At 69.2% G+C, this 15,106-nt stretch carries 12 protein-coding genes and 5 pseudogenes; 9 read left to right on the forward strand and 8 right to left on the reverse strand.

The genetic code is table 11. The features are described 5' to 3' along the window. From AOK11_RS25810 to AOK11_RS25825, 4 genes are all read right to left on the reverse strand, one after another. The coding region (locus AOK11_RS25810; RefSeq protein WP_240497488.1) for a beta-ketoacyl synthase N-terminal-like domain-containing protein at positions 1–2,201 on the reverse strand (2,201 nt) is incomplete at its 3' end. A 62-nt stretch (positions 2,202–2,263) separates the two neighbouring features. After that, positions 2,264–3,136 (reverse strand): ACP S-malonyltransferase, encoded by an 873-nt coding sequence (locus tag AOK11_RS25815; protein WP_055596120.1) that lies wholly within the window; start codon positions 3,134–3,136, stop codon positions 2,264–2,266. Between the two features lie 4 nt (positions 3,137–3,140). Further along, a complete protein-coding gene (locus tag AOK11_RS25820) occupies positions 3,141–3,908 on the reverse strand; it encodes an enoyl-CoA hydratase/isomerase family protein (protein WP_063793524.1) in 768 nt (255 codons plus the stop codon). Continuing rightward, complete coding sequence (locus AOK11_RS25825; protein WP_055596122.1) at positions 3,908–5,137, reverse strand: hydroxymethylglutaryl-CoA synthase family protein; 1,230 nt, start codon at positions 5,135–5,137, stop codon at positions 3,908–3,910. The genes AOK11_RS25820 and AOK11_RS25825 overlap by 1 nt, the downstream gene beginning before the upstream one ends. 254 nt (positions 5,138–5,391) lie before the next feature. Here AOK11_RS25825 and AOK11_RS25830 point away from each other — a divergent pair, with 254 nt between their 5' ends. From AOK11_RS25830 to AOK11_RS40580, 3 genes are all read left to right on the forward strand, one after another. Continuing rightward, positions 5,392–6,162 (forward strand): 4'-phosphopantetheinyl transferase family protein, encoded by a 771-nt coding sequence (locus tag AOK11_RS25830; protein ID WP_157869447.1) that lies wholly within the window; start codon positions 5,392–5,394, stop codon positions 6,160–6,162. A 12-nt stretch (positions 6,163–6,174) separates the two neighbouring features. Further along, positions 6,175–6,744, forward strand: a complete 570-nt coding sequence (locus tag AOK11_RS25835; protein ID WP_055596124.1) for a YdeI/OmpD-associated family protein — start codon at positions 6,175–6,177, stop codon at positions 6,742–6,744. A gap of 85 nt (positions 6,745–6,829) precedes the next feature. After that, positions 6,830–7,540: a Crp/Fnr family transcriptional regulator gene (locus tag AOK11_RS40580; protein ID WP_079035082.1), complete on the forward strand. Its 711-nt coding sequence runs from the start codon at positions 6,830–6,832 to the stop codon at positions 7,538–7,540. 182 nt (positions 7,541–7,722) lie between these two features. Here the strand turns inward: AOK11_RS40580 and AOK11_RS45375 are convergent. After that, positions 7,723–8,034: pseudogene (locus AOK11_RS45375) on the reverse strand (ISAs1 family transposase); the annotation flags it as partial. 459 nt (positions 8,035–8,493) lie between these two features. Between AOK11_RS45375 and AOK11_RS25850 the strand changes: the two are divergent. Further along, positions 8,494–9,219: pseudogene (locus tag AOK11_RS25850) on the forward strand (ISAzo13 family transposase). Continuing rightward, the gene (locus AOK11_RS46245; protein ID WP_338058949.1) at positions 9,189–9,383 is read left to right on the forward strand and encodes an ISAzo13-like element transposase-related protein; all 195 of its coding nucleotides are present in this window, start codon (positions 9,189–9,191) and stop codon (positions 9,381–9,383) included. The pseudogene AOK11_RS25850 and the gene AOK11_RS46245 overlap by 31 nt, the downstream one beginning before the upstream one ends. Here the strand turns inward: AOK11_RS46245 and AOK11_RS25855 are convergent. Continuing rightward, positions 9,355–10,713, reverse strand: a complete 1,359-nt coding sequence (locus tag AOK11_RS25855) for an IS4 family transposase (protein WP_079035083.1) — start codon at positions 10,711–10,713, stop codon at positions 9,355–9,357. The two genes, AOK11_RS46245 and AOK11_RS25855, sit on opposite strands and share 29 nt — an antisense overlap. A gap of 60 nt (positions 10,714–10,773) precedes the next feature. On the opposite strand from AOK11_RS25855, the pseudogene AOK11_RS25860 reads away from it, so the two are divergent. The 3 genes and pseudogenes from AOK11_RS25860 to AOK11_RS25865 form a co-directional block, all read left to right on the forward strand. Beyond that, a pseudogene (locus AOK11_RS25860) lies at positions 10,774–11,514 on the forward strand (helix-turn-helix domain-containing protein); the annotation flags it as partial. 614 nt (positions 11,515–12,128) lie between these two features. Further along, the gene (locus AOK11_RS46250) at positions 12,129–12,257 is read left to right on the forward strand and encodes a hypothetical protein (protein ID WP_276204844.1); all 129 of its coding nucleotides are present in this window, start codon (positions 12,129–12,131) and stop codon (positions 12,255–12,257) included. Between the two features lie 206 nt (positions 12,258–12,463). Beyond that, entirely contained in the window at positions 12,464–13,123 is a 660-nt protein-coding gene (locus AOK11_RS25865; protein WP_055596128.1) for a LysE family translocator, read from the forward strand. Between the two features lie 18 nt (positions 13,124–13,141). Here the strand turns inward: AOK11_RS25865 and tpg are convergent. Continuing rightward, positions 13,142–13,714, reverse strand: a pseudogene (gene tpg / locus AOK11_RS45380) (telomere-protecting terminal protein Tpg). A 113-nt stretch (positions 13,715–13,827) separates the two neighbouring features. Further along, on the reverse strand, positions 13,828–14,280 hold the full coding sequence (locus tag AOK11_RS25870) for a DnaB-like helicase C-terminal domain-containing protein (RefSeq protein WP_055596129.1): 453 nt from the start codon (positions 14,278–14,280) through the stop codon (positions 13,828–13,830). Positions 14,281–14,572: 292 nt separating this feature from the next. Between AOK11_RS25870 and AOK11_RS25875 the strand changes: the two are divergent. Continuing rightward, positions 14,573–15,019: pseudogene (locus tag AOK11_RS25875) on the forward strand (hemerythrin domain-containing protein); the annotation flags it as partial. Positions 15,020–15,106 lie beyond the last annotated feature (87 nt).

The raw sequence follows: 15,106 nt of genomic DNA on the forward strand, positions 1-15,106 counted from the left end.
GGCGTGGGTTCCGCGGGGGCGTCGGGAGCCAAGTGGGCGGGCGGTTCCTCGAGGACGGCGTGCGCGAGGGTGCCGCCCGCGCCAAAGGAGCTGACCCCGGCCCGGCGGGGCGCGTCGCCGGGCATGTCCCAGGGCTGGAGCGAGCGTTGGACGCGCAGTGGGGAGTGGTCCCAGTCGATGTCCGGGTTGAGTTCGTCGGCGTGCAGGGACGGTACGAGCGTGCGGTGGGCGAACTGCAGCACCACCTTGGCCATTCCGGCCAGGCCGGCCGACGCCTCGGCGTGGCCGATGTTGGACTTCACCGAACCGATCGGCAGGGTGGCGTGGCCGCGGGCGTCTCCGAAGATCTGGTGCAGACCGTCGGCCTCGATGGGGTCGCCGAGCGCCGTTCCGGCACCGTGCGCCTCCAGGTAGCCGATGTCCGACGGGTCCAGACCGGCGTCGTCCAGCGCCTGGCGGACCACCTCGGCCTGGGCGGTGGGGCTCGGCACGATCCAGCCGTTGGTGCGCCCCGCGTTGATGACGGCGGTGCCGGACACGAGGGCGTGGACCCGGTCACCGGCGGCCTCGGCGGCGGACAGCGGTTTGAGGAGGAGGGCGCAGACGGCCTCGGCGGGCACCATGCCGTCGCCGCCGCGGCCGAAGCTGCGGCACAGGTGGTCGCCGGAGGCGCCGCCCAGCCGGTCGATCTGGCGGAACTTGTTGGGATGCAGCGACAGGTTGGTCGCGGCGACCACGGCGGCCTCGCACTCGCCCGCCCGCAGGGCGCGGGCCGCGAGGTGCAGAGCGACCAGCGACGCGGAGCACATGGTGTCCACGGTCATGCTGGGCCCGTGCAGGTCGAAGGCGTACGACACCCGGTTGGCGATCCCGGCGACCGTGGAGCCGCTGTCGGCGGCCGGGCCGAGCAGGCTCTGCTCCACCCCGAAGTAGGGGTACTCGTTGTACATGGAGCCGACGTAGACACCGACCCTGGAGTCGTGCGCGGCGCGCAGCCGCCGGGCCGGGTACCCGGCGTCGTCGAGGGCCTCCCAGACCACCTCCAGGCACAACCGTTCCTGCGGATCCATGAGTTCGGCGTGCCGGGGGGTGATGCCGAGGAGCAGCGGGTCGAAGCGGTCCACGTCGGCGAGGTAAGCACCGTGCATGAGGGAGGCGGGCCAGCCCGGCCGCAGCCGGTCCTCCGGGACCGGGCCGACCGTGCAGGTCCCGGTCCGCAGCAGGTCCCAGAACTCCGGCAGGGAGGCGGCGCCGGGGAAGCGGCCCGCGATCCCGACGACGGCCAGGGGCTCGGCGCCGTCGCGTGCCGGGACGGCGGGTGCGGCGGCCGGGGTGCGTACCGGCGGGGGCGCGGGCGCGGTCTTCCCCGGGCCGGGGTCGGTCGCCGTGACCGGTGCGAGGTGCCGGGCGGCCAGTGCCTCGGCGATGTCGGCGAGGGTGCCGTGCTGGAAGAAGAGGGTGCGGCTCCGCTCCCCCAGGTCCTCCTCCAGCCGGGAGTTGAGCCGGGTGATGAGGAAGGAGCTGAGCCCGAAGTCCTCCAGCGGGACATCGGGAAGGACGTCCTCGACGGCGAGTCCGGCGGTCTCGGCGAACACCCGGCGCAGGTACTCGGTCGCCCAGCCGCCGTCGGCGGGTGCGGGGCCGCGCGCCGTTTCCGGCGCCTCGGGCGCGTACGAGGCGCCGTCCGCGCCCGGCGCCTCGTACGCCTCCGACGCAAACCCGCCAAGACCGTCGGGGTCCCCGAGGTCGCCGAGGTCGTCCAGGTCGTCGAACGGATAGACGGGCAGCGTCACCCGCCGCCCCGGTGTGGGCCACAGCCCGCGCCAGTCCACGTACCCGCCCGACAGCCACACGGCCAGTGCCTCCTGCGGGTCGGACACGGCCGTCGGTTCGGCGGTGTGCGGGGAGGCGAGGTGGCCGACGACCGAGCGGCGGGCCGCGGCCGACGGGCGGCCGTGGGCCACGTCGTCCAGGGCGGTGCGCAGCTCCGCGAGGGTGCGGCACAGGACGGCGAGCCGGTGGCCCAGCGGCACCCGCCCGGTCTGGGTGGTGAAGGCGAGGTCGGGGAGAGCGGGGGCCCGCCCGGTCCCTTGCGTGTCGTCGAGGAGATCCCGGTAGAGCCGGGCGAGGCGCACGAGCCGCTCCTCGTCCGCCGCCGAGAGGAGGACCATCTGAACCTTCGCGTCGTGCACCACGTTCATCCCTGTCGTCCGACGGCCGGTGTCCGGAGCCGAAGCTAGCGGCCTGAGGGTGCGGGCCCCGCTCACTCCTGAGCGTCACCGCCGGGCCCGACGGTGACGTCCGGCGCCGTACAGGCCGTCCACAGCTTGGGCAGCAGGCCGCCGGACCCGGCCTGACGCAGCCGCGTGACCCCGGCCGCACTCAGGTACGCCATGCTGTCGGACCAGCGGACGGGCCGGTACAGGTGCTGGGCCAGCAGTTCGGCGAGCCGTTCCGGGCGGTGCGGCCGGGCGGTCACGTTGGAGACGACCGGGATGCGGGGGGCCCGGAAGGGCACCTGGGCCAGCGCCTCGGCGAACCCGGCGGCCGCGCCCGCCATGTACCGGGAGTGGCCGGGATTGGGGGCGTCGATCAGGGTCGCCTTGCCGACGCCGCTCCGGCGTACGACGGCGGCGAGTGCGCGCAGCGAGTCGGCCGGGCCGGCCAGGACGGTCTGGTCGGGGGCGTTGAGGTTGGCGATGTCGAGGTCGGTGAAGCCCTCGGCGGCCATGACGGCCGTCAGTGCCTCGGCTCCGATGCCGGTGACCGCCAGCATGCCGCCGGGGACGGGGCACGCGGAGATCAGTTGTGCGCGCAGGAGGACGAGCCGGAGTCCGGTGGCGAAGTCGATGCTGCCGGCGTGACAGAGCGCGGTCAGCTCGCCCATGCTGTGCCCGGCCAGGTAGGCGGGTTCGGGCTCGTCGAGCGCGGCGAGGCGGGTGAGGACGAACAGCGTAGGCTGAGTCCGGGTCAGGTGCCGCCAGGGCGTTCCGGGTTCTGCGGTGAGCACGGGCCGCAGGGCGTGACCGAGGATGTCCTCAGCCTGCGCGGCCCGGTCCGGGTACCGGTCGAGGAGATCGGCGCCCGTCCGCCCGCGCAGCGCGCCCTGCCCGGGGAAGGCGAGCGCCGTCAGCACGCTTCTACACCTCCCACGGCATCCGCTGGTGGCGTACGAAGTTGTCGATCCTGGTGCGGACGACGGGTGAGTCGAGCAGCCGTGCGAACACCTCACCCGCGTGGTCGCGCGCGGTGTCGGGCAGGGGGGCGAGGCTCGCGCAGTACGCCTTGGCCTCGGCGACCGTGGGCCGGTCGATCTTGGTGACGCGGCCGAGCAGTCTGCGCCGCTGTTGTCCGTGGGCGCCCTCCAGCTCGTCGACCAGGCCGAAGGACCGCGCGTCGGGCGCGGTGACGGTCGCGGTGGACAGGGTCATGGCGTACGCCCGCTGGAAGCCGACCCTGCGCATGAGGAACGGCAGGATGTTGCAGGGCAGCAGCCCCCACAGGGCCTCGGGCAGGGCGAAGGTGCTGCGCTCGGTGGCGACCACCAGGTCGCAGGCGGCGGCGAGGCCGACACCGCCGCCGAGCACCTGGCCGTCGACGGCGGCGAGCACGGTCACCGGTATCTCGGTGATGCGGCGCAGCAGGTCGAAGAAGTCGCTGCCGCCCTTGGACTCCTCGTCGGCGGAGATCTCGGCGAGGTCCATGCCCGAGCAGAGGGTGCCGCCCGTGCCCTCTATGACGACGGCGCGGGTCCGCGGGTCGGCCGCCGCCGCTTCCAGGGCGTCCCGCAGCAGGCCGACGTCGGCGGCGGTGAGGCTGTTCCGCCGGTGCGGCCGGTTGATGACGAGGCGGGCGACGGGCCCGTCCCGGTCCGTGAGGACGGCGGGGCCGGTGGTGTGTGTGGTCATCAGGTCCACCTGTACTGGCGGTGATAGCCGTCGATGCGTTCCAGCACCAGCAGGCCGCGGCCGGTGAATTCCTTGCCTAGCTCGCCGTAGGAGTCCAGGTCGAAGTGGGCGTCGCGGACCCCGAACTGCGCCCGGTCGCCGTCGGCCGCGACGGTGTCGTACTGGGCGACGGTCAGCGGGCGACGGGCGGCCAGGGCTTCCTCCACGCCGAGCGAGGCGAGGTCGTGGACCGCCCGGGGATGGACGACGCCGCTGAAGAACTCCGAGGCGCAGCCGGATCCGTAGGAGAACAGGCCGATGCGGCGGGGTTCCCGGAAGTCGCCGTGCCGGATCAGCGAGCACAGCGCGAGGTAGAGCGAGGCGGAGAAGATGTTGCCGACCTCGGCGCCGTACTCCATGGAGGGGCGTACCCGGCGCTCGTAGTCGGCGTCGACCTCGTCGCGGCCGGCCTGACGCTGCTGGCGCAGCAGTCGCCGGTGGGCGCCGCGCACCATGCCGACGAACGGGGTGTGGAAGGCGAGATAGCCGAATCCGTCGACGATGTCGGCACCGTCGACGCGGGCGCGGTAGGCCTCGAAGGAGTGCTGCAGGCATTCCAGGTAGGCGAGCATGGATACGTCCTGGTTGACGATGTCGACACCGGGGCCGGGGCGGAAGGTGTCCATGACCTCGAAGGTGTGGCAGCCGCTGGCGCCGAGGTCGAGTTCCAGGGTGGTGGCGTCCCGGCCGACGAGCATGGCGACGGCGCCCGCTCCCTCGGCCCCCTCCCACTGCTCGCCGAGTGCGGGGACCCCGGCGGCGTCGGCGGCGACGACCAGCGCGAGCGCGTCGTCGTACGGGCTGGCGTGCACCATGCCCGCTGCGGTGTGCAGGGCGGCGGTGCCTCCGTAGCAGGCCTGTTTGACCTCGAAGGAGCGGCAGCGCGGGCCCAGTTCGAGGTAGCGGTGCACATAGGTGCTGATGGACTTGCCGAGGTCGACGCCGGACTCGGTCGCGACCACGACCGCCTCGATGCGGTCGCGTTCGGCGGAGGTGAGGCGGCGGATCAGTGGGAGGGCGGCGTTGACGGCGTTGGTCACCGCGTCCTCGAACGACATGTTGACCGATTTGCGGCGCATCATGAGGTTGCCGAAGCGGCTCATGTCGTGGCCCCGCGCCTCGTACAGGTTCCTGATGTCGACGCAGATCCGTCCCACGTACGGGTGGAGGGCTCTGATTCCCACGCCCATGCGGCTCTCCCGTCTGCCGGAACGCACCGGCGTCCGTCTGACCGGGGGTCGATCATGCCGGGGGCGGCCGGGAGGCGGCTGCACACTATTGCGCAGTCGGGGGGCCTGTCGGCCATGACACTGGCGCAGGTCGGATGTCCGGAAACAGAAGGTTCCGTTCCGCGGGGCAGGCAGATCTCCGTATGGCGCATCCAGGGGGTTTGCAGGCGGCTCGTCCCGTGTTCGGATGTGCCTGCGAGGGGGGTGCTCAGACGATGCGAGACAGCCGGTGGGTGGCACACGTGTGGTGCCGGACGGTGGCCGAGGAGGCGGGGGCCGGCGGCGGTCTGCGTCCGGCGGATGTCGAGTGGGCCCTGTGCGACGCCGAGCGGCAGCGCGGAGAAACGTTGCGCCGCCCGTCGGACCGGTCCCTGTTCACCGCGGCCTGGGGGCTGGTGCGCCATGCCCTCAGCGAGGTCGAGCCCCGGGTCGGTCCGGACGAGTGGCGGTTCCGGCGCTCCAGTCTCGGCCGCCCCGAGGTGCATGCCCCCGACTGGTGCCGCTCCCTGCGGTTCAACCTGTCGCACACGGACGGGACGGTGGCGTGTGTGGTCACGCGGGACGTGCGGTGCGGTGTGGACGTGGAGCGGCCTCGCCGGGTGCTGCCGCTGCACCGGCTGACCCGGTCCGTGTTGTCCCCGCGCGAGCAGCGGGAGTTCGACGCGGCCCCCGCGGGGCAGCGCCACGAACTGTTCTTCCGCTACTGGACCGTGAAGGAGGCGTACCTCAAGGCGATCGGGAGCGGGATGCGATTCCCCATGACAGCCTGCGAGTTCGACGTCGGGACCGGCAGGCCCCGGCTGCGTTCGCTCGGCGCGGGACCCGAGCACGCCTGGTACACCTTCCGGCAATGGGCGGTGCGGGACGGCGGGTTCCTCGCCGTCGCGGTCCAGGGCGGCGCCGGTCACGCGCGGGAGCAGGACGTCCTGGTACGGGTGCGGACTCCCCGGCCTTGCGAAGAGAATCCGCATCCCACCTCGTTCTGATTGGATCAATGCATGAGCGAACCAACCATCACTTTCGAGGATCAAGTCCACTGGGAGCAGTGGCTGGAGGAGAACCACGAGAGCGCAGCCGGGGTGTGGGTGAAGATCGCGAAGAAGGCCAGCGGCCTTCCGAGCATCACCTACACCGAAGCCCTCGACGTCGCCGTCTGCTTCGGGTGGATCGACAGTCAGCGCGACAAGGTCGACGACCTGTACTGGCAGCAGCGTTTCACGCCGCGGTCCAAGAAGAGCCCCTGGTCCCAGGTGAACCGGGAGCGGGCCGAACGACTGGCCGCGGAAGGCCGGGTCCGGCCGGCGGGCCAACGGGAGATCGATGCCGCCAAGGCCGACGGGCGGTGGGAGGCGGCCTACGCCTCGCAGAGCAAGATGACCGTCCCGGACGACCTGCAGGAGGCCCTTCTGGAAGTCCCCGAGGCGGCGGAATTCTTCGTCACCCTGAACAGCAAGAACCGGTACGCGATCCTGTATCGCGTGCAGAGCGCCAAAAAACCCGAGACACGCGCCAAGCGGATTGAGAAGTTCGTCACCATGATGGCGAACCGCGAGTTGATTTATCCGTGACGATCCGTGGTCGGGGCCCGGCACATCCGGGCCCCTGCCACACCTGCCGTCACACACCTGGCATGAACAACGGGGAGGGGTTTCGGTGCAGCACGTTCAACTCGGCAAGTCTGCCCTTTATTCACACCTGCTTCAAGTCGTGGAGAACCGCAAGATCTCGTTGACACCCATCAATCTGGAGCGTGGGTACAACCTGTACACGTGCGGCGAAAGCATCGACGACCTCTTCCTCATCATCCAGGGCGGCATCAAACTCACCACCAGTGCTCACAGTGGAAAGGAGTGTATTCTCGACATATGTCGCCGCGGTGACATATTAGGAGCCCTTTCCCTTCTGCCGTCCGTCCACGAGGAATCCGCCACGGCCATGCTGGACAGCCGGGTGCTCCGTATCAACCGACGGGATTTCGTCCGCATCCTGCGCAGCGATCCCGATCTCTTCCAGAGCTGGAGCCATCATCTGGCCCAGCGGATACGGCAGCGGGAAAGCACGATCAAGCATCTGGTCACCATGAAATGCGAATACCGCCTCGCCGCGATCCTGCTCCATCTCTCCGACCGATTCGCCGGGCAGAAATCCCAGTGGCAGCACATCGACGCCCGGATCACCCACGACGAACTCGCCGCCATGGTCGGTACGACCCGGTCGCGCATCGGATTCTTCCTCAAGAACTTCAACGTGCGCGGGCTGGTAAAACGCCTGCCGGACGGCACGCTGCTCATCAATTCCGGCACCATCTCGGACTTCATCGCCACGGACCCGAACGAGACGGAGCCCATGCTGCAGCACGCATGACCGCAGGCAGGGCTAATGCGTCCTCGGCTTTCAAGATCGAGTAGTTGGAGTGCGTGGTCGATCCGTGACCGGTAGTGGTCGGTGGCGACGGCGGTGTTCGTCCAGCCGGCCTGGCGGATGAAGCCGATGGCGAGGTTGCGGAAGGTCGCCATCGCGCGGGGCGCGGTTCCGGTGCGGACCCGGGAGGCGTCCTCGGCGAAGGTCACGTCCCGCACGTGGTGCAGGGCCTCGACCTGCCAGTGCTCACGGATCAGTTCGGCGAGCTGGGACGCGGTGGCCTGCTCAGGGGCGAGGCTGATGACCGCGTAGATCATCTTGATGATGGTCTTCCCGGTCGTGCGGTTCGTGCGACGGCGCTTGACCTCGATGGCCTGGACGACGTGCGGAAAGAGCAGGCCCGGCTGGACGGTGCAGACTTTGAGGCGACGTATCTCGCCTCGCCCGTGCGCCCGTTCGCAGGTGCGGTGCTGAATCGGGACCTCACGCCAGGGCAGTCGCCGTAGCCGGCGGCGAAGCTTTTTTCTGGTTGCCCTTGACGACGAGGATGTAGTGGGCACCCCGGGCGGTGATCTGCTCGGCGTGATTGGTCTGGGTGTGCATCGCGCCTTATGAAGACGTGCGGGTTATGCCGACCTGCTGTCCGGTGCCGGTGCTGGCAGCGGCGTTCACGGACAGCAGGTCGGCATAGTCACAGTGCTTCGAGGAACGCCATGACGGTGTCGGATGGGCGGTGGCGTCCCGGTGCGGTGTCCAGCGGTGCGGTTCGTGCGAGTGCCTGTTCCTTGAGAGCAAGGTCGGCGTGTATGTAAGGGCTCGCAGAAAATCAACGTGTTGCTTTCGGTCTTGTGGCTCGTTGATGTGGTATGCGCGTCTCCGAATCGATCCGTGACCAACTCGCCGTGAAGTTCGAGGTGTTGTTCCCGCACCTGGACGAGCGCCGACGCCGTCTACTGATGGGAGCCGAAGCCCGGATCCTGGGACACGGCGGGAACCGGGCCGTCGCGCGGGCGGCCGAGGCCAGCGAGACCACCGTCCGCAACCGCGTCGACGAGCTGGAAGCGGGGGCGGAGCCGCTGGGTCGGGTCCGTCACCCCGGCGGCGGCCGCAAGAGGGCCGCCGAGGTGGGTCCGGGGCTGCGCCCGGCACTGTTGGCGCTGGTGGAGCCGGACATGCGCGGGGATCCGATGTCGCCGCTGCGCTGGACGACGAAGTCGACACGCAAACTCGCCGCCGAACTCACCCGGCAAGGCCACCACGTCTGTGCGGACACCGTCGGTGACCTGCTGCGCGAGGAGGGCTTCAGCCTGCAGGCCGACCGCCAAGACGCTCGAGGGCACGCAGTACCCGGTCCGCGACGCGCAGTTCCGTTACATCAACGAACAAGCCCGCGACCACCGGGACGCCGGGGGCCCGGTGATCAGCGTGGACACCAAGAAAAGGAGCTGGTCGGGCAGTACAAGAACGCCGGGCGCGAGTGGCGGCCTGCCGGCGAGCCGGTGAAGGTCAAAACGCACGACTTCCTGGACCGGCGGGGGCCGGGCAAGGCGATCCCGTACGGGATCTACGACATCGCCGCGGACACCGGCTGAGTCAGCGTCGGGTGCGACCACGACACCGCGGCCTTCGCCGTGGAATCAATCCGCCGCTGGTGGCACTCCCGCGGTCGGCACGACTGCTGATCACCGCCGACGCCGGTGGCTCCAACGGCTACCGCACCCGCGCCTGGAAGAGTGACCTCGCCGCCCTGGCTGCCGAGACGGGCCTGGACATCGCCGTCTGTCACCTGCCGCCCGGGACGCAATGCCGTTGTTTGACTACTGAACTATCGTCGCCTGCAGTGTGATGGTCCTGGCGGGTACGTGGCGTGGTAGGGCTTTCGGTTTGTCCTTCGGTCGGTAGGAGTACAGCGAGTTGGGCCGTTTCAGGAAGCGGTCTGCCTCTCGCAGTCGGCGGGTGCCGCTGTCGAGTTTCCGGCGGACCTTCGCCGCCAGCGCGATCAGGAACCTGCGGATCTTCGGCGGGGTGTCGGCGAGCTGGCGGAACACGCTGCGTCGGGTGTGCTTGAGGACCTTGACGAACGAGATGCGGTCCGGGTCGACGCCGTTGCTGTCGGCAAGTTGCATGATGATGCCGGTCAGGCAGTGGTGCACGACCAGGTGCGCCCACACTTCCTGGCGCACCAGCTGCGGGTCGGTGGATCGCAGAACTTCCTGCCGGCCCCGCTGGAAGGTCTTGATCTGCCGATAGGCCGATTCCACCTCCCATCTTTCGTGATACAAGACCGCCAACTCCCTTGCTGGGTAGGCGTCGTGATCGAAGAGGTCGGTCAGCAGCCTGATCACTTCGCCCCCGTCGACGCGGTACTCGATCACGCGCACCAGCACACCGCCCGGATGGGCACCCTTCTGCCCCGCGAGGTTGATGCGCGCCAGATAGGTGCCGTCGGGCAGGTGGCGTACCGGGCGGCGTGCCACACACGAGCGGGCCCGCAGCAGCAGGTGGGCACCGGCGCCGGTATACGCCTTCCATAACTCCACCCCGGGGAACCCCCGGTCCATGATCACGAGCATCCCGGAGGCCGAGGCGGCCATTGCCACGGCTGGGTCGCGTTCACCGCTGTTGTAGCCACCCACCCGGGCGTCGATGGAAGAGTGCGTGCCGGTCTCGGTCAGCGTCACAACTCTCACCTGCGGAAACCCGCCCGGTTTCCCGCTGGAGTCTTTCGGGCCGCCGAAGGCGAGTCGGTTGGCCTCGTTGTCCGGCACGTCAAGCAGGAACCCGTCGACCGCAGCGAGACGCATCCCCCGGTAGAAGGCCCCGGCCAGCCCCGCAGGGGCCCGCGGACCGGCCAGGCGGTGGAAGATCCGCTCGACAACCTCCGGTCCCAGGCGCTCCCGAGCCCGGGTGAAAGACGCCTTGTGCGGGATGTACTCGCTCAACTCCTGTATTCCACCTACCAGTTGTTCTGCCACATCGTCGTAGGAGTCCTGGTGGAAGAGCGCAAGCGCGAGTGTGAAGTAGACCATGAACCCCGCCGGCAACGCTCCCGGCCGACGGTCCCGTTTGCGACACTCCGACAGGACCTCGTCCAGCAACTCGGGCGTCACCCACTGTGTGATCAAGCCCAGCCGCACTCGCTCAGATACCCCGCTCCACGGATGCACACCCCGCATAACGGCGCGACGTTCAGTCCGTCACTACCAACTCAATGAACCTTCAAACAACGGCATTGGCCCGGGACGTCGAAGTGGAACCAGGTGGAGCACCGGTTGTTCTCCCACATCTCCATGAACTGGCGCCGCAGGCCGCTGACCAGCCATGAAGTGATGGTGCAGAGCATCACCGCGACCACCTCCCGCACCGGACTGAAAGTCCATGCCGAACTTGATACCGGCACCTACGACACCGGAGTGAAGGTCACCGACGCCGAGATCGACGCTCTGCCCATGCACCGGCACCGCTTCCACGACGACTGGAACTACACCCCCCACCCTCAACCTCGCGACACCACCAGCGCAGTCAAGAGCCCGCGGTCAGCCGGCGGCCCGTCCCGGCAGCCCTGCACTGGGTGTCTGCGCACCCCGGAGCTGACCGGCATGCCCGAACCAGCACTGGACAAGCTCGTCGACCAACTGACATCGAGACTCGATGAGTTAGGCGAGCAAGGACGGATCCAGCAGCGAGGAAGCGAACGTATCCGTGCTCGCGGCGCAGTGGCCAAGGACAAGCTGACCGCCGTCGACAGGGTCCTGGCCACCGTGCTCTACCTGCGCAGACTCGGCACCCGAGACCTGCTCGCCCAGCTCTTCGGAGTCAGCGGCAGCACCCTCACCAGGGCCGTTCGCCAAGTCCAGCCCCTCCTGGCCGAGCACGGCTACACGATTCCACCCTCGACAGCCAGGTGCCGGACGCCCGCTGACGTCACCGCGTTCCTCGCGAACAGCAGCCCTACGGAGGTCAAATCAGCATGTTGATTCTCTGCGAGCCCTTAGGCAACCACGTCTGGGCGTACTCCTCTATCGTCTGCTGCCCCAGTTCCCGTCGCGCCTCCGCCGCCGAGGGAGACGTCTTCTTCCGGTCGGCGTACAGCTCCGTCAGCCGTTCGACCGCCGAGTCCTGGGTCCGATACCCGGTCTCCTCCCGCTGTCTTTCCCCGGGCGTCGCGAAACCGGATGGTGTAGGCGTGCGGGCACCGGCTGGGCCTAAAACAGTCACAGGGCTGGAAAAAGAAGCCCATGCCGCGGGCGAGCCGGCGAGCCAGGGAGCGACGCCTTCCGAAGGACGGGCGAACCAGCGAACCCGGTCCTGCCGACGCGCCCCGCGGTCGGCAAGGCGGAGACCTCCGACTCGCCACATGCTGGCTGCGTGCTGACCCGGGGCTCACCCAGCATGCGTCTGACCTGCGGTAATGCCCACCTTTTAGATCTTCAGCAACAACATCGACAACGCGCGACGCTTCGGTACAGGCATCGAACGCCTCGACGGTGCTCGGCTGCTGGCACCCGTCCAGCTCAACGTCGCCTGCTTCACCACTGACCGAGATCCGGCCCTGGTCCTGGCCGACCTCAACGACCGTGGAAAGGTATTCATGACGCCCTCGGTTCTGCACGGGGTCCCATGCATCCGCGCCGCCTTCAGCAACTGGCGGACCTCCGACGCCGACGTGGACCTGGCCCTCAGGGAACTGGCCGCAGCGCTTGCCCCCTCCACAGCCTGAAGCGCATGGGTTCGCAGATTCTGAGAAGCGCTCGCGCGGGAACCCACACCTGTCGACGTCTATAGGTGCCAACGCCGTTCGGGTTGCACCGTGCTAGGCGTTCTTCCCCGACACGTTGTGCACGGTAGGTGGTGGACGTTGTTCGGCTGCATCGTGATGACCGATTTCCGCCAGTACGAGCGGCGGCTGCTTTGAAGACTCGGCATATGATCTTCACGACTCCCCCGACGCCGGCGATAAGCGCGGACACGCTCATCGCGCTCCTGATCTTCTTGTTCCCGCTTGCGTACAGCCCGGGCCCCGGAAACGCGTTCTTCGCGGCGATCGGTGCGTCGAAGGGGCTGCGCGCCGCCGTGCCGACCCTTGCCGGGTACCACGTCGCGACCTTCGGTGTGACCGCGGCGATCGGGATCGGGATGGGGGTCACCATCCTCGAGCATCCCTTGTTCGCGAAGGTGCTCAGCGCGGTCGGGAGCCTCTACGTGTTGTGGCTGGCGGTGACGTTCGTTCGTGCCGCTCGGGCGAAGGAAGGATCCACGGCGGATGCCATATCGGCCGGGGAGCAGTGGATCGGGTTCTGGGCTGGCGCGATCGTCCTGCTACTGAACCCCAAGGCATACTACATCATCGCGGTGTTGTTCACGCAGTTTCTCAGGCCGCCCGCCAACGACGACGTCGCCACGGTGCTGGTGATCACGATCGTGTTCACGCTGAACAACCTCGTCGCCTTCATCGTCTGGGCACTCGGCGGCCGGGCGCTCACCGCCCTGTTCCGCAGTGAGCGGTCGAAGCGATGGATCGACTGCTTGTTCGCCGCCACCTTGATCGGAGTTGCGGTCTGGATGGCGGTACCACTGTTCACCTGATCAGAAGCCACACATGACTCAGCGCAACGCGCCCCTGCCTCTGGCCGGCCGCGAACGGAACTCCACGTGCTCGACGTCCGTGAACTGCACCTCCAGGCCGGTCGCGCGGCGGCCCCGTTGCGGAAGTAGACCTCGCCGAGCGCTTCGGCCGCCAGGGCGCGCAGCTGCTGCTCGGTGGCGCCGGCGTCCTGGGCGTCGAAGAGGCGGGCCGCGTACTGGGGTGGCAGGGCGAGGGTGAGATGGCGGAGGCGGGCGTCGTCGGTGGTGCCGGGCGCGGCGGTGAAGCCGAACCGGGCCCGGGTGTCGACGACCAGGCCGGTGCTGGCGGCGGCCCGGCGCCGGGCTTGGGCGCGGATGCGGGGTTGCCAGCGGGCGCGCACCGCGTCCCGAAGGCGCTGCGCGGGGCCGGCGGATCTGGTCCTTCACGTACCGCCCCACGGTGCGCTGCGAGACGCCGAGCGCATCGGCCACCGCGCGGGTGCCCTTGAGCTGCTTGACCAGGTACCGCATCTGCGCACCGGCCGACTTCGGGATGGGACGGGTGAACGCCTGCTGCACGACGCGGTCCAGGCCGTCTCCAACGATGCCCATCAGGTGCCTCCTTTCCATGATCGGCCGTGGGGGCCGCTGTGCGGCGATCACGCCCGCGCCGGGGTAACTCCCGACAGCGGGTGGAACGGGCCGCACAGCGGCGTCCAGAGCGGTCAGGGGGCGGGCTCTTCGGCGGCGGACATGTCTCGCAGGCGGCTGTAGTGGAACTGGTGGGCCACCGTGACCGTAGCCGTGGGCCCGGTGCGGTCTGTTGCGCTTGGCTGACAAACGGGAGGCCCGGATCGGACACTGAGAATCTGCGTCTGATGCGAGAAGCTTCGGGCGGGTGTGCTGCCGGCCTCGGGCTCGTAGTAGTCCTCGCGGTGCAGCAGGGTGATCGCGTCGGCGTCCTGCTCCAGGGCGCCGGAGTCCCGCAGGTCACTCACCGCCGGCCTCTTGTCCTGCCGCTGCTCGGGCCCGCGGTTGAGCTGGGCGAGGGCGATGAGCACGGCCCCGGTGTCGGAGGCGAGGATCTTCAGTTCGCGGCTGATCTCGGTGACCCGCTCGTAGGGCGACTGGCGGGCGTTGCGCTGGCCGGTCTGCATGAGCTGGAGGTAGTCGACCACGACCAGGGGGCGCGGCCGGTCTCCCGGATGATTCCCTTGATCCGCGACCGGATGGTGTGGTCGTCGTCCCGTCGTTTGGGGCGCGGGTCGGAGGTGAAACGACCCAGCCGGGATTCAGTCAGGTTGGCGGCGATCCATGCTTCGGCGCAGGTCTGGTGTACGGCCTCGCCTGCGTGGGAGCGCAGCGGTGTGGGGGTGCGGCAGCGCGTGTGGAAGAGCCCCCGGGGGTACTCGTCGCGGACCGGTGAGCTAACTTTCGGCTCGCGCCATACGAGCGGAGGGACTCTTCGACATGGGACACGGCGGAAATGTGATCGCGGAACTCACCACCGACCACCGGGAAGTCGACGAGTTGTTCGCGCAGATCGAGGCCCAGCCGGTCGGCGACCCCCGGCGCCGGGAGCTGGCCGACGAGTTGACCATCGAGCTGGTGCGTCACTCGGTCGCCGAGGAGATGCACCTCTACCCGGCGGTGCGCAAGCACGTCGAGGGCGGGGACGAGATCGCCGACAAGGAACTCACCGACCACGCCGAAGTCGAACAGCACCTCAAGGACCTGGAAGGGCTCGACGCGCAGGACCCGCAGTTCAACCACCTGGTGGCGAAGCTGAAACTGGAAGTGAGCGAGCACGTGCGCGACGAGGAGGACCGGCTGTTCCCCCTTCTCGCCTCGGCATGCACACCCGAAGCCCTGGACGACCTGGGCGGCAAGATCCGCACCGCGAAGAAGACCGCGCCCGCGACCTGCTGACCGGCCGCGGCAAGAGCTGAAACGCACGCCAGCACCGCCATCCCTGCGGCCGTCCGGCCGCAGGCAGGATCCAGA

Origin of the sequence: Streptomyces hirsutus (assembly GCF_001418415.1) — a bacterium.
In the GTDB taxonomy this organism is placed as follows: Bacteria; Actinomycetota; Actinomycetes; order Streptomycetales; family Streptomycetaceae; genus Streptomyces; species Streptomyces hirsutus.